This window comes from Streptomyces aurantiacus, assembly GCF_027107535.1.
GTDB lineage: Bacteria > Actinomycetota > Actinomycetes > Streptomycetales > Streptomycetaceae > Streptomyces.
The window spans coordinates 179543-202375 of the sequence record NZ_CP114283.1 but is presented as its reverse complement, the minus strand read 5'-3'; the positions used below and the strand labels follow the sequence as shown (position 1 = coordinate 202375).

Annotated in this window: 16 protein-coding genes; 4 read left to right on the top strand and 12 right to left on the bottom strand. The window is 70.7% G+C overall.

Annotated features, from left to right (window positions below):
- Positions 1-502: 502 nt before the first annotated feature.
- Positions 503-895 (top strand): hypothetical protein, encoded by a 393-nt coding sequence (locus O1Q96_RS02595; RefSeq protein ID WP_269246663.1) that lies wholly within the window; start codon positions 503-505, stop codon positions 893-895.
- 420 nt (positions 896-1315) lie between these two features.
- On the opposite strand, the gene O1Q96_RS02590 is transcribed toward O1Q96_RS02595, so the two are convergent.
- The 3 genes from O1Q96_RS02590 to O1Q96_RS02580 are packed head-to-tail and all read right to left on the bottom strand — an operon-like array spanning position 1316 to position 4995.
- Entirely contained in the window at positions 1316-2359 is a 1044-nt protein-coding gene (locus O1Q96_RS02590) for an ABC transporter ATP-binding protein (protein WP_269253442.1), read from the bottom strand.
- Positions 2360-2364: 5 nt separating this feature from the next.
- The gene (locus tag O1Q96_RS02585) at positions 2365-3924 is read right to left on the bottom strand and encodes an ABC transporter permease (protein WP_269246662.1); all 1560 of its coding nucleotides are present in this window, start codon (positions 3922-3924) and stop codon (positions 2365-2367) included.
- Between the two features lie 24 nt (positions 3925-3948).
- Positions 3949-4995 (bottom strand): iron ABC transporter substrate-binding protein, encoded by a 1047-nt coding sequence (locus O1Q96_RS02580; RefSeq protein WP_269246661.1) that lies wholly within the window; start codon positions 4993-4995, stop codon positions 3949-3951.
- Between the two features lie 294 nt (positions 4996-5289).
- Between O1Q96_RS02580 and O1Q96_RS02575 the strand changes: the two genes are divergently transcribed.
- A complete protein-coding gene (locus O1Q96_RS02575) occupies positions 5290-7893 on the top strand; it encodes an AMP-binding protein (protein WP_269246660.1) in 2604 nt (867 codons plus the stop codon).
- A gap of 901 nt (positions 7894-8794) precedes the next feature.
- Here the strand turns inward: O1Q96_RS02575 and O1Q96_RS02570 are convergent.
- From O1Q96_RS02570 to O1Q96_RS02550, 5 genes are all read right to left on the bottom strand, one after another.
- Entirely contained in the window at positions 8795-9250 is a 456-nt protein-coding gene (locus tag O1Q96_RS02570; protein WP_269246659.1) for a hypothetical protein, read from the bottom strand.
- 162 nt (positions 9251-9412) lie between these two features.
- A complete protein-coding gene (locus O1Q96_RS02565) occupies positions 9413-12811 on the bottom strand; it encodes a S8 family peptidase (RefSeq protein ID WP_269253441.1) in 3399 nt (1132 codons plus the stop codon).
- Between the two features lie 302 nt (positions 12812-13113).
- The gene (locus O1Q96_RS02560; protein WP_269246658.1) at positions 13114-14067 is read right to left on the bottom strand and encodes a CU044_5270 family protein; all 954 of its coding nucleotides are present in this window, start codon (positions 14065-14067) and stop codon (positions 13114-13116) included.
- Positions 14064-14834 (bottom strand): RNA polymerase sigma factor, encoded by a 771-nt coding sequence (locus O1Q96_RS02555; protein WP_269253440.1) that lies wholly within the window; start codon positions 14832-14834, stop codon positions 14064-14066. Before O1Q96_RS02555 ends, O1Q96_RS02560 begins: the two co-directional genes overlap by 4 nt.
- Before the next feature lie 120 nt (positions 14835-14954).
- Positions 14955-16364, bottom strand: coding sequence for a phosphatase PAP2 family protein (locus O1Q96_RS02550; protein ID WP_269246657.1), 1410 nt, complete (start codon positions 16362-16364; stop codon positions 14955-14957).
- Positions 16365-17077: 713 nt separating this feature from the next.
- Between O1Q96_RS02550 and O1Q96_RS02545 the strand changes: the two genes are divergently transcribed.
- Positions 17078-18364 (top strand): tachylectin-related carbohydrate-binding protein, encoded by a 1287-nt coding sequence (locus O1Q96_RS02545; protein WP_269246656.1) that lies wholly within the window; start codon positions 17078-17080, stop codon positions 18362-18364.
- Positions 18365-18586: 222 nt separating this feature from the next.
- On the opposite strand, the gene O1Q96_RS02540 is transcribed toward O1Q96_RS02545, so the two are convergent.
- The gene (locus O1Q96_RS02540) at positions 18587-18757 is read right to left on the bottom strand and encodes a hypothetical protein (protein WP_269246655.1); all 171 of its coding nucleotides are present in this window, start codon (positions 18755-18757) and stop codon (positions 18587-18589) included.
- 171 nt (positions 18758-18928) lie between these two features.
- Complete coding sequence (locus O1Q96_RS02535) at positions 18929-19237, bottom strand: hypothetical protein (protein WP_269246654.1); 309 nt, start codon at positions 19235-19237, stop codon at positions 18929-18931.
- Positions 19238-19410: 173 nt separating this feature from the next.
- Here O1Q96_RS02535 and O1Q96_RS02530 point away from each other — a divergent pair, with 173 nt between their 5' ends.
- Positions 19411-20406 carry a helix-turn-helix domain-containing protein gene (locus O1Q96_RS02530; protein WP_269246653.1) on the top strand — a complete coding sequence of 332 codons (996 nt, stop codon included), beginning with the start codon at positions 19411-19413 and terminating at the stop codon, positions 20404-20406.
- A gap of 60 nt (positions 20407-20466) precedes the next feature.
- On the opposite strand, the gene O1Q96_RS02525 is transcribed toward O1Q96_RS02530, so the two are convergent.
- Together O1Q96_RS02525 and O1Q96_RS02520 are read right to left on the bottom strand one after the other, a co-directional pair.
- Positions 20467-21699: an NAD(P)/FAD-dependent oxidoreductase gene (locus O1Q96_RS02525; protein WP_269246652.1), complete on the bottom strand. Its 1233-nt coding sequence runs from the start codon at positions 21697-21699 to the stop codon at positions 20467-20469.
- 115 nt (positions 21700-21814) lie between these two features.
- Entirely contained in the window at positions 21815-22759 is a 945-nt protein-coding gene (locus O1Q96_RS02520) for an RNA polymerase sigma-70 factor (RefSeq protein ID WP_269246651.1), read from the bottom strand.
- Positions 22760-22833: the final 74 nt, after the last annotated feature.

The window sequence follows — 22833 nt, the reverse complement described above, 5'->3', positions numbered from 1 at the left end:
CTTGTTGAGCAGAGTAGGCGATCAAGATTCGACCAGTCACTGGTCTAGCGAGATCGTCAGATGCAAGGCCTCTTGGCGGCACTTGGCAATGTTCGGCAGCGCCGGAGATGCCGGGTAGGTGTTGACCCGGCTGTACGGGTCTAGCCACCGCGCCACCCCCAGGCGACGCGACGAGGCGTCAACTCTGCAGCGCTCATACTCGTCCCGCCTGAGGGTCGCTCACTTGGACCATGCGTGGACGAGTTCACCTCTACGGATCGCCGCCTCGGCTATGACCAGCGAAGTTCGTCTCACTCGACGCGGCCTCCGGAACCGTGTGCGCGCAGGTTCGAGTGCGACCAGGCCACGTCACCCTCCTCCTCCAGGCTTTGTGATCTTCACGTTGGCTGCTTCCTCGTGGCCAGCCGCTAGCATCGGCCCATGACGTCACATCAGGCGGATGCCGCGTAGGTCACCGCGCGAGGTGAGGGCCACCGTGCCCCATGGGCAAAGCGATGGTGCGGTGAGCACGCTGCTCATCAGCGCATGTCCTGGGCCGCCCGCGTGTGCTGCCGTTCACACGTACCTCTTCGTCGATGGCCTCGACGTCGTTGTGCGCAGCGATAGCAGAATGGCCGGCCTCGATCCGAGGCGACTGCTCCGCCCAGGCGGACCGCTCTATCCGACGGACATGCCGTGCACGGTGGATGTGGCAACCCAGGAGCAGCCCGAGCCAGGGCCGGACAGGCTGACCATCCGGGTCCGGCTCCGGGGCGAGACGGTCATCTGGTCCGACCTGATGTACCCGGGCCTCGATGGCAGGCCCATCGAGGAGGTTCGTTTCCGCCTGGAGCAGTACCTGGGCGAGGTCGAGCGGGCATACGCGGCGTTGCAGGGCCACCCCTTTGGTCAGTAGTTCGGGACGGAGAGGTCGTGCCAGACCCGTGCCAGATCGTGCGGGGAACCACGGGGAACACCGGTGAACCAGCCGACCTCCCGCCAGGCGCCGACACCGCTCAGCCGCAGGTCAGTCTTGGAGCAAGCCCCAGGTGCCCTTAGCTTCCCAAGCTGAGAGTGCGAGTTCGATTCTCGTCACCCGCTCCATCACGAAACCCCAGGTCAGTGGCCTGGGGTTTGTTTGTTGTACTAGTCCAATTTGAGGGTGCCGTGCCCCAGGACGGGTACGTCGCCCCTGGCGTGGACTCGGCCTCGGGGCACATGCGTCCCAGGGCTGAGTCCGACCGCCCCCACGGATTGCGCACGCGACATTGCCGAGGCGGCCTTCGGGCTCGCGCAGCGGGGGAACCTCAGAGGCGAAAGCCGTGGTGAACCGTGGCTACGGGTGGAGGCCGGCCTCACCCACGACGCGGACGCCCATCTCCTCCCCCGGGCGGACGGACAGGGGGCCCGCGACGCGGATGCCGACCGGGGTTTCATGGCCCTGGACGGCCACGGTGACCATGGCGTCGTGGCCGTAGTACGAGACGTCGGTGACCGTGCCCCTGACCGAGCCGTCGGCGTCCGTGTCGGTCAGGAGCAACTGTTCCGGGCGGAGCAGGACCGTGCCGGCGCGGAGCCCGTCGGGCGGGACGGCGAGGGGCACGACGCCCAGGGCGGTCAGGGCCGTGCCGTCGCCTTCTACGGTGCCGGGGAGCAGGACGGCGTCGCCGACGAAGCCGGCGATCCAGGGATCCGCGGGGCGCCGGTAGAGGTCCTGCGGGGTGGCGCACTGGGCGACCCGGCCGTCTCGTACGACGGCGACGAGGTCGGCGGTGGACAGGGCTTCCTGCTGGTCGTGGGTGACGAGGACGGCCGTGGCGCCGGTGGCCCGCAACGCGGACCGTACGTCCGCCCGCACTCCCGCCCGCAGTGCGCTGTCGAGGGCGTTGAACGGCTCGTCGAGCAGCACGAGCCCGGGTCGCGGGGCGAGCGCGCGGGCCAGGGCGACGCGCTGTTGCTGGCCTCCGGACAGCTCGTGCGGCATGCGGTCGCCGTATCCGGCGAGGCCGACCAGTTCGAGCATCTCGTCCGTGACGCGCCGTCGTTCGGAGCGGTCCGCGCCGGTCAGTCCGAAGGCGACGTTGCGGGCCACGCTCAGGTGTGGGAAGAGGGCGCCTTCCTGGGGCACGATGCCGATGCGGCGCCGTTCCGGCGGGAGGTGGACGCCGGGCCCGCTCAGGAGCCGGTCGCCGAGTCGGACGGTGCCCTCGTCTGCGCGCAGGAACCCGGCGACGACCCGCAGCATGGTGGTCTTGCCACAGCCGGAGGGCCCGAGGACCGCCGCCAACGCGCCTGCGGGGACGGTGAGTTCGAGGCCGCGCAGGATCGGCTCCCCGGCTCCGTAGGACTTGGTGAGCCCCTCGACGTGCAGTGCGTTCATCTCGTTCATGTCCGGTGCCTGCCTAGGAGGTACGAGGGGACGGCGGCCAGCAGGATCAGCACGGCGGCGTACGGGGCGGCTGCCGCGAAGGATCCGGCGCCGGTCTCGGTCCACAGCCGGGTGGCGAGGGTGTCCATGCCGGTGGGGCGCAGGAGGAGGGTGGCGGGCAGCTCCTTCATGCAGACCACGAAGGTGAGCGCGGCCCCGGCCGCCACGCCGGGCGCGGCCAGCGGCACGGTCACCTCGCGCAGCACCTGCCACGGCCGTCGTCCGAGCGAGCGGGCCATGTCCTCCAGGACGGGCGCCGACTGGAGCACGGCCGCGCGGGTCGCGGCCACCGCGACCGGGAGGAAGAGGACCGCGTACGCGCAGATCAGCAGCGGGAGTTGCTGGTAGAGCGGGTAGGCGTAGCGCACGGCGAAGAACACCAGGGCGAGCGCAACGGTGATGCCGGGCAGCGCGTGCCCCGCGTACGCCGCCTGCTCCAGCAGACGGGCGCCGCGCCCCCGGTGCCGCGCGGCGATCACCCCGACCGGCAGGGCGAGGACGGTGGTGAGACCGGCGCCCGCCGCCGCGACGCCGAGCGTGGCCCAGGCCGTCTCGGCGAGTCCGCCGAGGTCCCAGGTGGCCGAGGAGCCGACGGCCAGCCAGTACCCGAGGGTGCCCAGCGGGAAGGCGACGGCCACGGCCACCACCGCCGCGCACCACAGCAGGGCGAGCGGCCGCCACCGGCCGAGGGCGAACGGGACCGCCGGGCGGGCGGTGCCCGTACCGGTCCTGGCGTGCCCGGCGCGTCCGCGCGTACGGGCTTCGGCGGCCACCAGCGCGATGGTCATCACGACCAGCACCACGCTGAGGGCGGCGGCCGGTGTCCGGTCGAAGGAGGCGCGGTACGAGGTGTGGATGGCCCGGGTGAAGGTGTCGTACCGCATCAGTGACACCGCGCCGAAGTCGGAGAGCACGTACAGCGCGACGAGCAGCGCCCCGCCCGCGGCCGCCGGGCGCAACTGCGGGAGCGTGACCCGGAGGAAGGTCCGCAGCGGCCCGTGGCCGAGGGAGCGGGCGGCCTCCTCCTGTGCCGGGTCGATGCCTCGCAGCGCGGCGGCGACCGGCAGCTGGACGTAGGGAAAGCTGACCAGCGTCAGGGCGAGCGCGGCGCCGCCGAACCCGGCGAGGTCCGGCTCGGCCGACAGCCAGGCGAACGCGGCGACGTAGCTGGGCACGGCCAGCGGCAGCGTGGCCAGCACCGACCAGGCGCGGGCTCCGGGCAGTGCGGTGCGCACGGTCAGCCAGGCCAGCGAGATCCCCAGGACGAGGCAGGCCGCCACGACGACGACGGTCAGGCCGAGGCTGCGGCCGAGGAGGTCCAGGGTGCGTTCGTCGGCGACGACGTCCCAGGCGAAGGCCGGGCCGCGCTCCAGGGCGCGGACGGCGAGGTAGCCGAGGGGCAGCAGGGCGAACAGGGCGGCCACGCAGGCGGGGACGAGCAGGACCAGGGGTGGCCTGCTGCCGGCCGTACGTGTTTTCCGTGGCGGGCGGGACGGCGTACGTGTCCTTCCGGCCATGGACGGCGATGTGCGCACGGCAGGTCAGACCAGTCCGGCGTCCTGGAGCATGGCCAGTGTCTCCTGGAGGGACTCCAGCTTGCCGAGGTCGATGTCGGGCGACTGGAGCGACTCGAACGGCGGCAGGCCCTCGACGGTGCTGGTGACGCCCGCGGCCAGCGGGTACTCCTTGGTCGTGTCCGCGAAGTAGGTCTGCGCGTCCTTCGACAGCAGGTAGTCCACGGCCTTCTGAGCGGTCTCGCTCTGCCCGCTGTCCTTGAGGATGCCCGCTCCGGCGACGTTGATGAGCGCGCCGGGGTCCTTGCCGGGCAGGAAGTGCAGCTTGGAGTTGACCTTGTCCTCGCCCTTCTCGGCGACCCGCTCGTACCAGTAGTAGTGGTTGACCAGGCCGAGGGAGACCTCGCCGGCCTCGACGGCGTCCAGGGTGGCGAGGTTGTGGGCGTAGGTCTTGGCGCCGTTCGCCTTGAGGTCCTCCAGCCACTGGCGGGTGGTGTCGTCGCCCTTGAGGACGCGCATACCGGTGACGAACGCCTGGAAGGAGGCGTTGGTCGGCGCGAAACCGACCTTGCCCTTCCACTCCGGTTTCACCACGTCGAAGACGCTGTCCGGGACCTCGTCCTCGGTGACTTTGTCCGGGTTGTACGCGATGACGCGGACACGTCCCGAGAGGCCGACCCAGTCACCGTCGGATCCCCGGTACACCTCGTCGACCTGGTCGAGGGTGGCTGCGGGCAGCTTCTGCAGCATGCCCTCCTTGGACAGGGCGCCCAGCGCGCCGGCGTCCTGGGAGAAGAACAGCCCGGCCTTGGTGCGGTCACCCTCCTCCAGGATCTGGGCGGCGAGCTCCGCGCTGTCGCCATACCGCACCTCGACCTCGGTACCGACGGCTTTCTCCAACTTGTCCAGAAGTGGCTTGACCAGCTTCTCGTTGCGGCCGGAGTAGATGACGAGGGAGGAGCCGGCGCCGTCGTCCCCGCCGTCCTTGTCGTCGGAGCCGCACGCCGCGAGGGCGGGGAGCAAAAGACCGGCTGTGACCAGCGCGGTCATCCGGCGAACCGAGGGGCGTCGCATGGTGTGCCTTCCTGCAGGGCTCGCCTGAACGCCACCGCGGTCATGTCGGTGGAGAGCGAAGGACGAAGCGATCCTGTGCGTTTGCCGTGGCTTGATTATGACCATGTTATGAATAAGGTAAAGCTTGCCTAATCGTCAAGGGTTCAGTGCTTAGCGGACGTTGCCGCAGAAAGGGCGCGCCCCATGCCTTACCCATCCAAGTCCCTCTCGATTCCGTCTCCCGGGCGTGCGCCGGTTCCGGCTCCCCACCCAACGGCGACGCCTCGCCCGTCCGCTGTCCCGAGCGCACCTCCGGTGCCGCACGAAGACCCGAACCGCGTACCGTTCGCGCGTGGACTCGCGGCGTACGGCGACCGCGTCGCACTCATCACGCCGACGGGACAGCTGTCGTACCGCGAGCTGGCCGAGCGGGTGGCCGCGACCGCCGAGCGCCTCGGGCCCGTACGGCGGCTGGTGCTGCTGGCGGGGGCCAATCAGACCGATGCCCTCATCACGTATCTGGCCGCTCTGTCCGCCGGTCACCCCGTCCTGCTCGTCCCCGGCGACAACGAGAGCACCCTCCGCTCACTGACGGACGCGTACTCCCCCGACGTGGTGGCGCGTCCGGATGCCCGCGGGACATGGACCCTCGACGAAAGGCATCCCGAGAGCGCCCACGTCCTCCACCCGGACCTCGCCCTGCTGCTCAGCACCTCCGGCTCCACCGGCTCGCCCAAACTGGTCCGGCTCTCGCACGAGAACGTCCAGGCCAACGCCGAGTCCATCGCCGCCTACCTCGACATCACCGACACCGACCGCGCGGCCACCACCCTCCCCATGCACTACTGCTACGGCCTCTCCGTCCTCCACAGTCATCTGCTGCGCGGCGCGGGGCTGATCCTCACCGAACGGTCGGTGTCCGACGCCGCCTTCTGGGACGAGTTCCGCGCCGGGCGCGGCAGCTCACTGGCAGGAGTGCCGTACACCTTCGACCTGCTCGACCGGGTCGGCTTCGAGCGGATGGAACTGCCGCACCTGCGCCGCGTCACCCAGGCCGGGGGGCGGCTGGCGCCGCAACGCGTGACCCGGTACGCCGAGTCGGGGCGCCGTTCGGGCTGGCAGCTCTTCGTCATGTACGGACAGACCGAGGCCACGGCCCGCATGGCCTACCTCCCGCCGCACCTGGCCGCCGAGCGCCCCGAGGCCGTCGGCGTGCCGATACCCGGCGGCTCCTTCCGGCTGCGGCCGGTCGAGGGACACGACCCGGACACCGGTGAGCTGGTCTACTCGGGACCGAACGTGATGCTCGGATACGCCGAGAGCCCGGCCGACCTCGCCCTCGGCCGGACCGTGGAGGAACTGCACACCGGAGACCTCGCCCGGCGCGCGCCCGACGGGCTCTACGAGATCGTGGGCCGCCGCAGCCGCTTCGCGAAGATCCTCGGGCTGCGCATCGACCCCCAGCGCGTCGAGTCCCTCCTGGAGCAGCGCGGGGTCACGGCGTACTGCGCCGGGGACGGGGAGGCGCTCTCGGTCGCCGCCCTCGGAGATGCCGGTGACCAGGCACGGATCAGGCGGCTGGTGGCCCAGGAGTGCGGGCTTCCGCCCCGCGCCGTACGGGTCCGGGTCCTCGCCCGGCTCCCTCGCCTGGCCACGGGCAAGCCGGACTACGAGGCCGTACGGCGACTGACGTGCCCGGCGGACGAGGAGACACCCGGCCCGGGTCAGGACCTCCGCCGTCTCTACGCGGAGATCCTCGACCACGCCGACGTCACCGAGGACAGCAGCTTCGTCGGCCTCGGCGGTGACTCCCTGTGCTACGTCGAGATGTCCCTGCGTCTGGAGGAGGCCCTGGGCCATCTGCCCGCCGACTGGCACAGGAGGACGATCCGCGAGCTGCGCGCCGTGGCGGCGCCCACAACCGAAGGAACGCGAGGGGCCGCAGACGGCGAAGGCGGGCGGGAACCGTGGCGGGCCCCGCCACCCCCGGGACTCCGCAGGACGCTGCGCGCCTGGACCAGCCCGGAGTCGTGGCGGACCCGCCGCACGCTGGAGACCGGCATCGCGCTGCGCGCCGTCGGGATCGTCCTCATCGTCGGCTCGCACATCCGGCTCTTCGAGATCAAGGGCTTCGCCCACATCCTCATCTGCGCCGCCGGCTACAACTTCGCCCGCTTCCATCTGACCGACGCCGTACGCCGGGAGCGCGTCCGGCACCTGTGGCGCGGCATCGCCCGCATCGCGGTACCGAGCATGGCGTGGATCACGGGAGCGGTGCTCCTGACCGACGTCTACGACCCGGCCAACGCCGTACTGCTCAACAGCCTGCTCTCCCCGGGGAACGACCGCTTCGACCGGGCCTACTGGTTCGTGGAGGCCCTGGTCCACTTCCTTGTCGTCCTCGCTGCCCTCATGGCCGTGCCGCTGCTGGACCGGCTGGAACGGCGGTACGCGTTCGGCGTCCCGCTGGCACTCACGGCCATAGGCCTCATCGGCCGCTACGACCTGCTGGACCTGGCGCCCGCGCACCCCCACCTCAGCCCCACAGTGGTCTTCTGGTTGTTCACGCTGGGATGGGCGGCCGCACGGGCCGACACCGTACGGCAGCGGGCGCTGCTGACGGCGGTGCTGCTGCTCACCGTGCCCGGCCTGTTCCAGGACCAGCCCCTGCGCACGGGCATCGTGATCGTCGGTCTGGGGCTGCTGATCTGGGTACCGGTCCTGCCCGGCCTCGGCCCGCTCAACGCGCTCGCAGGCGTCCTGGCAAGCAGTTCCCTCTACATCTATCTGACGCACTATCAGGTCTATCCCTACCTCCAGGAGGACTTCCCGCTCGCTGCCCTGTTCGTCTCCCTCCTGGTCGGCATCGGCTACTCGACGGTCGTGACCCGGGTGACGAGGAGGGTCCGGTGGCTGTGACTGCGACGCTCCGCCACCAGGGGCAGACAGGTGTGATCGCGACCGCACATCGAGGCCAGGTAGCAGCTTGCGAGTCGGGCTCCCCGGACGCGCCACGAGCTGCGTCGGCGGCCGGCTGCCCTTTCTGTCTCTCCGTGCCCGCCGCGTGCCCCCAAGGGCGGGCAACCACAGTGAACAGAGGCGCCTCCTGTCCCACACGGCCACCACAGGGAGAAGGCATCTGCGCAGGTCAGATGCGTTGAGCCTGCCCAGGCGCCGTAGCTTCCCAAGCTGAGAGTGCGAGTTCGATTCTCGTCACCCGCTCTTCTTGAAGCCCCAGGTCAGCGGCTTGGGGCTTTTTCGTTGACAGGGCGTTTCGGCGTTCTGCCTGCGCCCCCGGATCACGCTCCGGCGGTCAGGCCCCAGGCCACCCAGGGCGGTCTGGTGTTCCTGTTGTTCTGGGGCGTGGGTGCGCTGGTCATGGGGGCGGTATTGGCCTCGAAGGAGGGGTCCGCCTGGTTTCGCGAAGTGATCGCGCCGGGGCTTCAACTGACGCGGCAAGCGCGCCTGCGTCTACCGCCGGGTTGCTCCCCGTGACTGCATGGAGACGCCGCGGATCGCTGAGCCGAGGGTTCTCGTGCCCCTGCCGTGCCCGATCGACCGGGAACTGACGGGAACCACGGTGGTCGACGGACAGCGCACACGGGAACGGCCCCCGACCGATTACCTGGTCAGGGCCGTTCACCTGCGGTGGGTACGGGATTTGAACCCACGGTCACACCGCTGCGACGACGGTTTTCGAGATTGCTCAGGTGCTGTCGGCGACCCGCATCCGCACGTGTGCAGGGAAGCCGGGGTTACGCATGTCGATTCGCGCGACCTTGTCCATCCGCCACCACTCGGCGCGCGCCCGCCTGGGCAATCAGCCCTCGGCCTGCGCAGGGAAGCGAACCAGGGGAACCGGCATCAGGCAGAGCGCGAAGGTCACCTGCGCCAGGACCGGGACGAAGAGGAGCGCCACGAAGTTCTGGAAGAGCAAGAACCATGTGGGCAGGAGGAGGAGCCCCGCCAGACGGATACGGAATGCCGCCCCCTTGCGCTCGTTGAGCAGCCCGAACAACAGGATGACCAGCAGCGAGGGGATGCCCACCATGAGCCCCACCGAGGCGATGGAGTCGTCCCACAGGTAGTAGGCGGTGTCCTCCCAGTACGAGCGGGTGCGAGGCAGGTAGGACACAAGCTCGTCCTGGCGGGGAGCTGTCAGGGCATAGACGAGCCAGGCCGCCACCCAGATCAGCAGGTAGCGACCGACGGCATCAGCGAGGCACAGGCCGACACGGCCGAGTCGACGCCAAGGAGAGGTGACCACGAAGGGCATAGCCCATAGTGACACCTTTTTTGAACGCGTTCAAGAAAATCGGGGGGTAGGCCAGGAGTGACTGGCGGTCCGGCCAGCGGTACAGCAGCGGGGAAGCGGCGACATCCTCGCCCGGAGCGGCGTCGAAGCCGCCCCGGGCGAGGGTCATGTGCGGGCAGGCGCCTACTTGGTCGTGAGGTAGGCGCGTTCGATCGTCTGGACCAGGGTGTTGCCCTTGCGGTCGGTCAGCCTGGCCCGCAGCGAAACGGAGCCCGCCTTCGCCGGGTGCGTCAGCGACAGGTGCGTGCCGCCGACGGCCTTGGTGGGCCGCCAGGTGGTGCCCTCGTCGTACGAGACCTCGAAGGCGAGCTTCTCGGGCCGCTGTCCGACGGCCGCTCCCTCGATGCGGAAGGGCACCTCGAACCGCTTGCCCGCCTTCGCCGTGCTGGAGAGGGTCAGCGCCGGGGTGAAGCGGATCACCGACAGCGGTAGCGCGGTCGGCTCGTTCTCGGGGGTCTTGCCGGAGCGGAAGGTCCACTCCGCCCTGACGTGGGTGCTGACCGGGTACACCGCGGGGTCACGGGAGTTGTCCAGGGTCAGGTGGTAGGTGCTGTCCTGGGCGGGAACGGTGTACTCGGTGAGGCCGTCGGTCGGCAGGACGTCGAGGTCGTCGGGGATCTCCTTGCCGTTGGCCTTGAGTGAACTCTCCACCGAGGTGTGCACGCTGGTGCCCCAGTGTCCGGCGCCGTCGCCGAAGAGCGGCAGATGGGCCCTGATGACGTTGCCGTGCCGTTCGGCGCCCGGGCGGTCCGTGCTCGGTCTCGGCGGGGCGTCCGCGGCAGCGCCCAGGGCCGGGCCGAAGACGCCGACGTTGAACCGCTCGGTGTAGCTCCGGCCGGCCTGCCAGGTCCTGGGGAACTGCATGAGGAAGGACTCGAAGCGCTTGTCGTCGTTCTCTCCGATGGTCTGCCACATGCGGAAGGACCACTTGACGCCATTGCCGAGGACGTAGTCGGTGGTGCGCAGGGGCAGGTCCCCCCTCAGGTCCTTGTCGCCGGGAACCAGGCCCCCGACGGGCGCGTCGGGACCGACGTCGACCTGGACCTTCCTGTCCGCGACGGTGGCGCCCGCCTGGAAGTCGACCTCGGCGAGCTGGTTCCGCTTCACCTCGGCGGCGAAACCGCCCAGCCGGCTGCCGCGGTCCCAGGCCAGGTGGTAGGTGACCGGTCTGCCCTCGTCGTCCTTGCTCGTCCAGTCACCGGAGTACAGGACGGACACCTCGCCGACGGACGGCTCGGGGCCGAGCCGTCCGAACCGCGCGCCCTGGAAGGTCGGGAGAATGAAGTGGCGCGTGCCGGCGACCGGCCCCTCGCCCCGGTCGACGCTGATCGTGAGCGTGCCCTCGGTGTTCTCGGCCGCCGTGTCGGGCACGGTGACGTCCACCGGCTGTGCCCGCCGGGCGTCGACGTCGACGATGGTGTCCTTGTCCAGCCGCAGCTTCGGCTGGACCAGTACGGCCAGGCCGGACGTGGAGTCGGGGTGGATCGAACCGTTGACGGTGTAGTCGCCCTTGGGCAGTCGTACCGTGACCTCGCCGTCCTCGTCGCTGGGGTGGTAGGAGTTGGTGCCGTCGTAGCCCTGCAAGGAGGTGGCGGCGTCGCCGGTCGGCCTGCCGTTCTCGTCGATGTGCCTCAGCGTCAGGTCGTACGCCTCGGCCTCGCGCTCCACCCCCACGGCGGTGCGCACGGCGACCTTGTCATCGGCCGAGACGGCGGACACCGAGCCACCGATGGTGCCGTAGCTACTGCCGGTGCGGGTGTCCGCGGTCACGTCGGCGCTCGCCCCGCCGCCCGCCGGGACCGTGAGCCGCTGCGGCGAGACGGTGAAGACGCCCTCCGCGGCGGGCTTGCCGTCCGCGGTGAACGCGTCGACGGACAGGTCCAGGGTGACCGGCTCGGTACCGAGGTTGCGGTAGGTGAGCTGCTTGGTCACCGGCTTGTCGTCGTCGTGCGGCCACTGCCGCATGCCGAAACCGATCGGCCCCTGCTCGGTCACGACGCTCTGGCCCATCGCCCGCACCACGTCGGTGCGGCCGGTGCCCTGCTGGAAGGAACTGTACGAGCCGGGCTCGGCGGAGCCGGTCAGGACCGCCTTGATGCGCTCGCCGCTCCAGTCGGGGTGCCGCTGGGCGAGGATGGCGGCGGCGCCCGCCACATGCGGGGTCGCCATCGAGGTGCCGTCGAGGGTGAGGTAGCCGGGTATGTCGGAGGGGTACTCGCCCTCGAAGACGCTGCCGGCTGCCGCGGCGGCCGTGATGGCGGCTCCGGGCGCGGTCAGGTCGGGCTTGACGCCGCCGTCGCCGACGCGCGGGCCGCGGCTGGAGAAGTCGGCGAGCCGGTCCGCCTTGTCGACCGCGCCGACGGTGAGCGCGGCCTCGGCGCTGCCGGGCGAGGCGACCGTCCGCTCGCCGAACTCGCCGTCGTTGCCGGCCGCGACGACGAACAGCGTGTCGGTCTCGGCGGAGAGCCGGTTGACCGCCTCCTCCATCGGGTCGATGCCGGGGCCGTCCGTGTCGCCGAGGCTGAGGTTGACGACGTCGGCGCCCTCGGCCACCGCCCATTCCATGCCCGCGATGACGCCGGAGTCCGAGCCGAAGCCCCCGTCGTCCAGGACCCTGCCGTTCAGGATCTTCGCGCCCGGGGCGACACCTTTGTACGTGCCGCCGGACCCGGCGGGAGAGGCAGCGCCCGTCCCGGCCGCGGTGGATGCCACGTGGGTACCGTGGCCCTGCCCGTCGCCGGTGCCGGACGCGTCGGAGAAGTTCTTCTCCGCGACGACCTTGCCCGCGAGATCGGGGTGGGTCTTGTCGATTCCGCTGTCCAGTACGGCGATCTTGACGCCGGTGCCGTCGTAACCGGCGGCCCAGGCCGTCGGTGCGCCGATCTGCGGCACGCTCCTGTCGAGGGTGGCCCGGCGTCTGCCGTCCAGCCACACCTTCTCCACCGCCGTCGAAGCGGTGAACTCCGCCGTTCCCACCGCATCGCGATCGGCGGCGCCGGTGCCGGTCACGGCGTCCCAGAACGCGGCGCCACGCTTGTTCACGGAGCGCATCGCCTTGCCGTTGACGACCGGCAGCGCACGGCCGAGCTCGGTCCCCGCTCGTGTGAACGGGCTCATCGCGGGCGCCTTCCTGCCCCGGAACGTGACGATCAGCGGCAGGTCGGCGCGGCCCGTGTCGTCGTAGCCGTCCGCCACCAACTGGGTCACATCGAACAGCCGTGGGTCCAGTTTGCCCCGTGCCAGCAGCAACTCCGCGTCGCCGGGCACCACATGGGTGTGTCCGACGACCGTCCGGACCGAGAACGGTATCCGTTCCCGGCCCTTCGCCCGCTCCATTCCGGTGACCCGGCCGGTGCCGTCCACCAGGACCCGGTCGCCGGTGACGAGTGTCACGGTCCTCACCACCTGGGCGGTACCGGCGCCGCCGGTCCGCTGGGCCACCGCCCCGGAACGCCCGTCGGCGGCCTCGCTGGACTGCGTGGCCTCAGCCACCCCGCCCAGCACAAGAGCCATGGAGGCCATCCCTGCCACCACGACCGCACGCCTTGGTCTCGCGCGTAACCCCACCTGAACTCCAGACACTTCGACATCGGACAGGAGCCGTCCTGCGACCCCGGAAACCCCGGAGCCCCACCCGTTCGCCGGAGGCTCGCCCTAGAGACGGACGGGGGCGTCATCGGGTTGGAAAAACATCCCGCTTCTTTCTGAAGATGCGTCAGCCAGGTGGACTGCTCGTCGGGGTGGCTCGTCCGGGTGGCTCGCCGGAAGCAGCCCAGCAGGCGGTGCCGCGAGGCGTGCCTCCGGCCGAGCCGGGCGACAGGGAATCATGCGGCCGGCGTCTCGCCTGCCCTGTCCGCGACCCCGACATCCAGCAGCGCCTCGTCCGCCGAGCCAAGGAAGTCGAGGGACTCCTTGTCGAAGACCCAGACCGTGCGGCCGTCGCGCTCCTTGAAACTCAGGCCGATGCCGGAGCGGCCGGTGTAGTCCTTGGCGTCGGCGATGACCGAGACGCCCGGGATCTTCGCGGCCGCACGGTAGAGCGCGGCGTCCAGTTCGGGCAGGAGCGTGGCGTCGGGCAGCATGTCGCCGATCCTCTCCAGCGCCGCGCTCTCCCTGGTCTGTCCCTCCCCCTTCGTGTCGGCGTAGATCTTCTCCAGCAGCGAATCGGGGGCGGTGGGCAGCGCCTGAAGCTCACGGAACGTGGTGATGTTCGGGTCGGGGCTCAGCCTCATGTCGTGCGTGCCCTTGGAGTACGAGGAGAACGGGTCCCGGTGCCGGAACGGCGGACCCACCAACACCGTGACCCGGCGCAGTCCCGGGCGCTTGCCGTCGACGGCGGTCCAACTCGCCTCGCGCAGGACCCGGATGTCCTTTTCCGAGAACTTCATGGAGCCCTGCGTGCGGACATAGACGTACTGGTCGTCCCTGACGGCCACGGACTTCTTCGCGGCGGCGACCTCGGCGATGCGGTTGAGAAGGTCGACCGCGTCCGCATCGGTCGTGGCGTTCGTGGCGGTCTCGGACCCGACGCCGCCGACAAGGACCGCGGCGACGATCGCCGCCGCCGTGGCGAGGGGTACGGCGATGGCGGCGAACCGGCGGCGGGGGACGCGCGCTCGTCGGCCGGGTGCCGTCGCGGTGTCCAGGAGTTCCGGGGCTTGCTCGGTGAGCTCTTTCATCAGAAGGTCCTTCAGCAGGTCGTGGCGGTCGCTCGTCAGGACCGGCTCACCCGGGCTCGGCAGCAGCCTGGCCAGTTCCTCGCGCTCTTCGGGGTTCATCGGTGCTTCTCCTGAGTCGACCGGGCCGTTTCGGGACGGCCACCCGGTACCTGTCCGGTGCGCGGGCCGAGTCCCGGCTTTTCCTGCTGAGGTGGAACACCGGTTGCCGCGGCGGCACTTGGCTCCCCCGGGTACCTGGCCGGGTACGCGGCCGGCTGCCCGGGGGGCGTGCGCCGGGCCAACTCCGCCTCCGACAAGGTCCGCAGGCGCTGCCTCGCCCGGGCGAGCCGTGACCGTACGGTGCTCGCCGGCACGCCGAGGGCCTCGCCCGCGGCCGCGTAGCTCAGCCCCGACCAGACGCACAGTGCGAACACTTCACGCTCGGCTCTGCGCAGCCGGCCGAGCGCCGTATGCGCGGCAGCGAGCCGCTCGGCTCTTTCCATGCGCCCGACGACGTCGTCGGCGAAGTCGGGCAGGGTGTCACGGTCCGCCGGGCGGCCGGGGAGCCGGGCGAGCGCGGCGCTGTGCCGGCGGGCGGCGCGCCGCGTGTTGCGCAGCACGTTGGTGGCGATGCCGTACAACCAGGGGCGCAGGCCGTCACCGTCGGGCAGGCCGGCGTCCTCGTCCGGGGCCGCGGCTTCGGGTCTCAGCTTCTCCCGGAGGCGCCAGGCTTCCAGGAAGGTCAGGGACACCACGTCCTCCGCGGTGCCCCGGTCCGCCGACAGGCGGGCGGCATGACCGTAGACGGCCCGGGCATGCGCGCCGAACAGTTCGGCGAAGGCTTCCGGATCGCCGGCGCGTATCCGGTCACGCAGGGAAAGTTCCACAACCAGCCCTGTCCGCTCGGCACCCGTCGTCTCTGTGGCGACGATCACATCCGGAGTGAATCCTCCAACTCGCCCCGCGTGCGGACGCCTTGGCGATGTACGCCGCCACGGCCCGTTCGGTCAGCTCCTGGGCGCGGTCGGAGTCGGCAGTCCGGATGCTTCGGACATCGAGCCGACGACCGAAGGTGAAGGTGTGGGCACGGCCATCTCGAACTGCGGTTCTGGTTGCCGCAGGGGTGTGGCCGCCGCTTCCCACAGTTTGGTGGTCCGCACGTAGCCGTAGACCACTGAGGCCATCGCCAGAAGGAGAAGTGGCCCGAACACCCCCGGATGTCGGGCCATCTCCATCGGCAGATAGCGGTACGACGCCAGGAGCGCGGCGAAGACCGCGGTGCCGTAGACGACCAGCTGGATTCCGGACCGGTCCCAGCCACGGTCGAGCGAACGCAGCGCCGCCTCGATCGTGAGCACGAACACCACGCCGGCGATGAGATCCACGCCGTAGTGGTAGCCGAATCCCAGCGTCGCGGTGAGGGTGGCGACCAGCCAGAACGTGCCCGCGAACCGCAGAATCCGTGGGGCTCTGCGGGTATGTATGAAGATCGCGGTGGCCCACGCCGTGTGCAGGCTGGGCATGCAGTTGCGGGGGGTGATCTCGTCGTACGACATCGAGTGCGGGGTGCTGATCGGCGGCGGCGTGTCCGGCCACAGGTTGGCCAGCGCCCAGTGCACGCCACCGGTGCCGGAGGCGCCCGGGCCGTAGGCGAAGACCGGTCCGACCACGGGGAAGATCATGTAGATGCCCGGCCCGAGAAGGCCGATCACCAGGAAGGTGCGTACCAGGTGGTGGCGCGGGAAGCGGCGTTCGACAGCCACGTTACGCAGCTGGTAGACCGCGACGACAATCGCGGCCACCGCGAGCTGCGCGTAGACCAGGTGGAGAAGACGGTTGCTCATCGGGCCGGCGGCCTCGACCATCCGGCCCACGAGCCACGACGGGTTCCCCAGCGCCTGATCGGCGGTCACCAGGTACGGATCGAGCACCGCCGGGCGGGCCTTCGAGGTGATCAGCAGCCAGGTGTCGCCCGTCTTGCGGCCGGCCACCAGCAGCAGGCCCAGACCGACGCCCTTCAGCAGCAGGACGCGTTCCGGGCCGGTGCGGCACGTGAGGGCGATGACCCCGCAGCCCAGCATCACCCACAACGCGCCGTTGCCGAAGAGATTGCCGTCGGTCATCTCGGCGTCGACGGCCCACCGCACCAGCAGGAAGACGACGTCGATACCGATCGCGGCGCCGGCGGCGACGAACCGTTGCCGCCAGGTGAGCACCACCATCATCAACGCCAGACCGCAGTACAGCGGCCCCGGTCTCGGGGCGAAGATCAGGGCCCTCACCTGGTTGGTGATCGGCCCCGGTTGACCGTAGCGGCGTGCGGCGACCTCCAGCACGACGAGGAATCCAAGAGCCACCACACCCGCCACGACCCACAGCATCACGCGCCAATGACGCCAAGCGATTGATGAAGCCATGCCGCTTATTCGCGAAATCACCCGTGATGCTCTTCCTGTCTATTTTTTGGCTGATTCACCCGAATGACTAGGCGAACGAAAAGCGACGAGGTGTCCATCGCGAGCTCGAACATGTTATCGGATCGGTGCGAAGCTGCGGCTTCGGCGGCCGGTTGGCCACCCGTTCTGAGAGATGCCCGGAGAGGCATGCGGGTTGCCATTCGGCGCCGTGATGGCCGACATCAACGGAGGACGGCGGACGGGCAGCCACCGACAAAGCGGGGCTTGGAGGTGGATGCCGTGGGAGACGAGCACACCCCTTCGCCCGGCGTTGAGCTGCCCGACCCGCATCGGGTCCCCGCCCGAACCGACGAGGCGACGGTGCCTGCGGCCCGGTACGTGACAGCGATCCCCTGGTCGGTGCAGCACCTCCCGCCCCGGTCTCGCTCGAACCTCCAGCCACACCGCATCCGCGATCGCACCGAGTCGGTGCCTCAGCCACTCCAATGAGGTTCCAGCCGTGAGCGACAGGTCAAGGGCGCTCAGGACGCAACGGGCCAGGGACGCTTGCGTCCAGGCGATCTCTCTTTCGGTGTCTGTGAACTGCGGCGAATAGTGGGTCCTGCCACCGGGCGTCACACCCCCGAACATCCCTCACAGCTGCACCTGCAGGGCAGCTGTCCGGGTCAGGAGTGTGTCTCGTCCGCTCGACTTCCATGCCGCAGGAGACACTCATGAAGCTGAGCAACGCCATCCGCCGTACCTCCGCCGCCCTCGCCGTCGGGGCGATGTCCCTCGGGCTGGTCACCGTGACCGGCGGAGCCGCGCAGGCCGTCGCCTCGTGCTCCGGGGACGTGTCGATCTACGGCACGCTGTCGGACGGCCGGCTGACGTACACGCAGGTCGCGCCGAACACCGGGAACCGCGTCAAGACGCTCATCGGCCCGGATCTCGGATTCACGCCCAAGACGATGGCGACCCTCAACTTCAATACGATCCTGGTCACTTCGACGGCCGGCGACCTCTACCGCGTCGACGTCCAGACCAACGGCACCTCCCTCACACTGGCGAAGGTCGTCAAGATCTGGGACGGCGGCTGGACCTTCGACAAGCTCGTCTACGACGGGGCCGGTCACCTCTACGGCACGGTCGACGGACAGCTCCACCAGTACCTGGTGTCGCAGGACAAGCCCTCGGGATCGGCCCACATAGGCCAGCACGTCGTGATCGACACCGGCTTCGTCCTCAAGACCCTGGCCGCCGCGGGCGACGACCGCCTGGTCGCCACGACCTCGGACGGCCGCCTGCTCAGCTACAGGATCAACGGCGTGAACGACTGGGACCGCTCGGTCCTGAAGTCGAGCGGCTGGTCCGCGGTGGACTCGCTCTCTTCCCCGGGCGGCGGCCTCTACTACGGCCGCACCAGCGGCGGCATGTACTGGTACCACGACTCGGACCCGACCGACGGTGACGGCAGCGACATCGCGTACCACCCCAACGACCCGGTGGACGCGTCCGGTTGGAGCCAGAGCCTGCTGTCGGCGTACGCGGACAACTGCGCCTACGTGGCCCCGGCCCCCGCGAAGTCCGTACAGGGCGGGACGATTCATCGCGGCGAGGTCATCACCCGGGCGAAGGACTGGTACAGCCGCAACGTCCAGTACAGCCAGAGCGCGTACGCCTCCGACATCGAGGGCGACGACACCTACCGCACCGACTGCTCCGGCTTCGTCTCCATGGCCTGGCACCTCACCACCTCGAAGACCACCGTCTCCCTCCCCGACGTGAGCACGCAGATCTCGAAGGCCGACCTCCGGCCCGGCGACGCCCTCAACGACAGCGGCACCCACGTGGTCCTCTTCGCCGGCTGGAAGGACCAGGACGCGGGCACCTTCTACTACTACTCCGAGGGCAGCCCGTCCTCGGACATGAACTACTCGACCGCGAACGTCTACAGCGGCACCATCGACAGCCACCCGGCCTCCTCGTACGTCGCCCTGCGCTACGACAAGATCGCCTGACGCGTCCGCCGTCGCCCCCTGTGCCCCGAAGGCCCCGCCGATCCCCGGCGGGGCCTTCGGGCGTGCCCGCGCGGGGTGCCACCCGTGACTGCCGGGCTCCGGCGGCCCACGCAAGAAGGGCGGCGCCCCCTCCGTCCGAGGGGGCGCCGCCCTTGCCGAGCGCGCTGGGATCCAGTGCCGGGCGGGTGCGCGAGCAGGTGGACCGGAATCAGTTCGAGTGGGCTACTGCCAGCCCGCGTCCGCAGGGGCGGCCTGCCAGCCGGCGTCGGCGAGGACGGTGGAGGCCGCAGCCGCGTCCGCCTCGGACAGGGACGCGACGGCCGGCGCGGCGAGGGATGCCGCGAGGGCGAGAGAGACGACCGCGGCGGCCTTGGCGATGCGAGTGCGGAGCATGGCTGATTCCGTTCCTGCCGGAGGTGAACTGCGGTGTCCGGCCTGCCCTCGCGTCCCGCGGTGACGCTCGGTCCGGCCGGTGATCCATAGCTTCGTCGCGGCTCAGGACCGAGAGAAGAGTTCAGGGATGGACGGAACGGGCCTTGGACTCATGCGTCCACACGGGCCGCTTCAGTCCACCGGCTGCGGCGCGAAGGCCAACGGCATCAGCGGCACCCCGGCCCCCGTCAGCCGCGCCGCCGCCAACTGCGGTACGTCACGCAGCAGTCGGGCGCCGACCTGGACCGCCCGGCCCTCCGCCTCCTCGATCCCGTCGGCCAGCAGATAGAAGCCGAGCGTGAGCAGGGTCGGGGAACGGGGATGTACGGCGACGTGCTCGACCCGGTCGCCCGCGGTGATCGCTGAGCGCACCACGGCCCGCATGTTCGTGGGCAGTTGTTCACCTGGAGGCACTTCCAGATGCGCGTGGACGAGGTACATGCCCTCCAGCGTCTCAGCGGATGGCGTCGGCCCGGCCCTCTCGCGGCTGGACGGTTGTGGCCGGGGCCCGTTCCGTCCTTCTCTGGTGACGATCCCTCACCCTCTGCGAAGATCCTGTTCGAAACAGGGGATGTTCGGTGCAGGAAGACCGTGCAGGAATACTGGGGGACCACATGCTGACCGCACTCGGCCTCGACTCCGTCGCGGAGACGGTGTACCGCGCCATGCTCAGACATCCGGCAACGGGTGTCGCGGCCCTGGCCGATTCCGTGGGACTGTCCGAGGAAGAGACGCGGGACGCCCTCGACACGCTCAGCGAACTGGCGCTGGTGCGCCCCGCCGCCGGGGACGCGGGCCGGCTCCGGGCGGTCTCCCCCGACATCGGGATGGAGATCCTGATGGCCCGGCAGCATGCCCAACTCGCCGCTCACCAGCAGCGATTGGAGGCCTCGCGGGCGGCCGCGGCCCAGCTCATCTCCGAGTACGCCGAACTCCGTCCGGCCGCCAGCCATCCCGGTGTGGAGCAGCTGGTCGGCCTCGACCAGATACGCGACCGGCTGGCCGTGCTCACCCGTGAGGTGAGCGAGGAGTTCCTGGCCTTCGCGCCGGGCGGTCCCCAGACCGCGGAGAACATGGCCGCGTCCCGGCCGCTCAACCAGGATCTGCTCGGCCGCGGGGTGCGGATGCGCACGATCTACCTCGACAGCGTCCGTTCGAACCGGCCCACCGTCGAACACGCCGACTGGCTCGCCCGGTTGGGCGGCCAGGTTCGTACGGTGCCGTCGCTGCCCACCCGGATGATCCTGATGGACCGGCGGATCGCCATGATCCCGGTCAGCAGCGACGACACCGCCGCGGGTGCGGTCCTCCTGTCCGGGCAGGGCACGCTCACCGCGCTGTGTGCGCTGTTCGAGGCCACCTGGGGTGCCGCCCAGCCGCTCGGCCAGGTCGTCCCCGTCGATCCGAACGGGCTCACCGGTCAACAGGCCACCGCCCTGCGCCTGCTGGCCGAGGGTCACACCGACGAGGCGATCGCCAAGCGGCTGGGGGTGTCGCACCGCACGGCCCGGCGGATCGCCTCCGAGCTGATGGACCGTCTCGGCGCGCGCAGCCGCTTCGAGGCCGGCGCACGCGCCGTTCAGCAGGGCTGGCTCCCGGCCCGCCCCTGACGCGCCTGCGGGCCGGGACCACCAAGGGCAGGGTGCCCCTGCGGCCCGGGCCCGAGCGCTTCAGGCCGTCGCCCGGGCCTCCGCGGGTGCCGGGACCTCCGCGGGTGCCGGGGCCTGCGCGGCTGCCGGGGCCGGCTGCCGCAGGACGGGGCGGCGCCGGGACGGCATCCCGAGCGTCGGGTTGGCGACGGCCCAGGCCGCGCCCTTGCAGATCAGCTCCTTGTAGAGGGCGGCGAACCGGCCGGTCAGGGCCGCCCGGACGGAGCGGTCGTCGGCGGTGACGTACTGGATCAGGCCGTCCCTGCGGCCGAGCGAGATGCACTGGTTGAAGTAGCGGACCGGTACGTTCGGGACCTTCCCGCCGGTCAGGCGTGCCGCGATGGCGTCGGCGGCCTGCCACGCGGTGGGGACGCCCGAGGCGCAGGACATCCGCAGCGGCTTGCCGCCCGGGCCCGCCACCAGGGCCGCGTCGCCGATGGCGTACACGTCGGGGTGCGAGACCGAGCGCATGGTCCCGTCGACCACGATCTGGCCGGTGTCGGTGACCTCCAGGGTGGTGGCCCTCGCGATCGGGTGGACGGCGAAGCCGGTGGTCCACACGGTGACCGCGGCCGGGACGGACGTGCCGTCCGCGGTGGTGATGTGCCCTGCCTCGACGGCGGTGACGGCGGCGTGCTCGTACGTGGTGATGCCGAGGCCGCCGAAGACCTTCCGCAGGTGCCTGCGGCCCTTGTCGGAGAGCCAGTCGCCGAGTGCGCCGCGGGCGGCGAGGGCGACGTCCAGGTCCGGGCGGGCCTCGGCGATCTCGGTCGCGGCCTCCACTCCGGTCAGGCCGCCGCCGACCACGACCACGGACTGTCCGGCGGCCAGGCGGGCCAGGTCCTCACGCAGCCGGAGCGCTCCGGGGCGGCCGGCGATCTCGTGGGCGTGCTCGGCGGTGCCGGGGACGCCCTGGTCGTTCCAGCCGCTGCCGAGGGCGTAGACGAGGCTGTCGTACTCCAGTTCCTCGGAGCCGTCCGCGTCGACGACGGCGACGGTCCTGCGGTCGACGTCGACGCCGGTGACCTTCGCGAGCCTCAGTTCGACGCCGGTGCCCGCGAACATCTCGCTGAAGGGGCGGGGTTCGAGGGGGCGGCCGACCGCCAGTTCGTGCATGCGGACGCGCTCGACGAAGTCGGGCTCGGCGTTGACCAGAGTGATGGCGACGTCTTCGCGGCGCAGCCGCTTGGCGAGGCGCCCGGCGGCGATGGCGCCGGTGTATCCGGCCCCGAGGACGATGATGCGGTGCTGCATGGCCGTACTCCTGTCTTCAGCGGATTCGCCCCTTGAACCGGGCGGCCCGCCGTTTCCTGACAGGAACCCGATGTGAAGCACCTCACATCGGGATCGTCCCGTGGTCGAACCGGGGTCAGAAGGCCTTGAACAGGGCTTCTCCGTGGTCCGTGGCCGCCCACAGCCGGTTCGCGCGTTCGAGCTTGTCGGGGTTGACCTGGTTGCGGAACGCGGCGATGCCCTCGGCCGTGATCTCCACGCACATGACGCCGACGACCCTGCCGTCGACGACCGCGACGACTGCGGGGCCGCCGTTGGCGGTCGTGACGTGGATCTCCGGTGAGCCGCCGACCAGGGCGCGCTTGGCCTTGCTGGGCTTGAACAGGCCCCGCATGAACTTCGCGACCGCGAGAGCGCCCTCGAACGCCCTGGCGCGGGCCGGGACCTTCCCGCCGCCGTCACCGATCGAGACGGCGTCCTCGGTGAGCAGCCGCACGAGCGGCTCGGTCCGGCCGCTGGTGGCGGCCGCGAGGAACTCGTCGACGATCCGCCGGGCGGTGGCCTCGTCGACCTCGGTACGGGCCTTGCCGTCCGCGACGTGCTTCTTGGCCCGGTGGTAGACCTGCTGGCAGGCGGCCTCGGTGATGTCGAGGATCTCGGCGATCTCCTGGTGCGGGTAGCCGAAGGCCTCCCGCAGCACGTACACCGCCCGTTCGTTGGGCGAGAGCCGCTCCAGCAGGGCGAGCACCGCGTACGAGACCGATTCGCGCTGCTCGGCGGTGTCGGCGGGGCCGAGCATCGGGTCCCCGCCGAGCAGCGGCTCGGGCAGCCACTGGCCGACGTAGGTCTCGCGCCGCGCCCGGGCCGAAGTGAGCTGGTTGAGGCACAGGTTGGTGAGCACCTTGGTCAGCCAGGCCACGGGGACCTCGATGCGGTCGACGTCGGCGGCCTGCCAGCGCAGGAACGTCTCCTGTACGGCGTCCTCGGCCTCGCTCGCCGAACCGAGCAGGCGGTAGGCGATGGCCTCCAGGCGGGGCCTCGACGCCTCGAACCGGTCCACGTCGTTCATGGTCAGGGCCATGGCACGGATCCTAACGCGCGCGGCAGGCGAGGACCGTTGCGCGATCGGCCGCACGGTCGGCGGGGCAGGCCTGC

Excerpts from the sequence above, each read along its gene's own strand:
- O1Q96_RS02590 (WP_269253442.1), bottom strand. The coding sequence starts at position 2,359 with ATGAACGCACTGCACGTCGAGGGGCTCACCAAGTCCTACGGAGCCGGG.
- O1Q96_RS02585 (WP_269246662.1), bottom strand. The coding sequence starts at position 3,924 with ATGGCCGGAAGGACACGTACGCCGTCCCGCCCGCCACGGAAAACACGT.
- O1Q96_RS02580 (WP_269246661.1), bottom strand. The coding sequence starts at position 4,995 with ATGCGACGCCCCTCGGTTCGCCGGATGACCGCGCTGGTCACAGCCGGT.
- O1Q96_RS02570 (WP_269246659.1), bottom strand. The coding sequence starts at position 9,250 with ATGCCCTTCGTGGTCACCTCTCCTTGGCGTCGACTCGGCCGTGTCGGC.
- O1Q96_RS02565 (WP_269253441.1), bottom strand. The coding sequence starts at position 12,811 with ATGGCCTCCATGGCTCTTGTGCTGGGCGGGGTGGCTGAGGCCACGCAG.
- O1Q96_RS02560 (WP_269246658.1), bottom strand. The coding sequence starts at position 14,067 with ATGAACCCCGAAGAGCGCGAGGAACTGGCCAGGCTGCTGCCGAGCCCG.
- O1Q96_RS02550 (WP_269246657.1), bottom strand. The coding sequence starts at position 16,364 with ATGGCTTCATCAATCGCTTGGCGTCATTGGCGCGTGATGCTGTGGGTC.
- O1Q96_RS02545 (WP_269246656.1), top strand. The coding sequence starts at position 17,078 with ATGAAGCTGAGCAACGCCATCCGCCGTACCTCCGCCGCCCTCGCCGTC.
- O1Q96_RS02540 (WP_269246655.1), bottom strand. The coding sequence starts at position 18,757 with ATGCTCCGCACTCGCATCGCCAAGGCCGCCGCGGTCGTCTCTCTCGCC.
- O1Q96_RS02535 (WP_269246654.1), bottom strand. The coding sequence starts at position 19,237 with ATGTACCTCGTCCACGCGCATCTGGAAGTGCCTCCAGGTGAACAACTG.
- O1Q96_RS02530 (WP_269246653.1), top strand. The coding sequence starts at position 19,411 with ATGCTGACCGCACTCGGCCTCGACTCCGTCGCGGAGACGGTGTACCGC.
- O1Q96_RS02525 (WP_269246652.1), bottom strand. The coding sequence starts at position 21,699 with ATGCAGCACCGCATCATCGTCCTCGGGGCCGGATACACCGGCGCCATC.
- O1Q96_RS02520 (WP_269246651.1), bottom strand. The coding sequence starts at position 22,759 with ATGGCCCTGACCATGAACGACGTGGACCGGTTCGAGGCGTCGAGGCCC.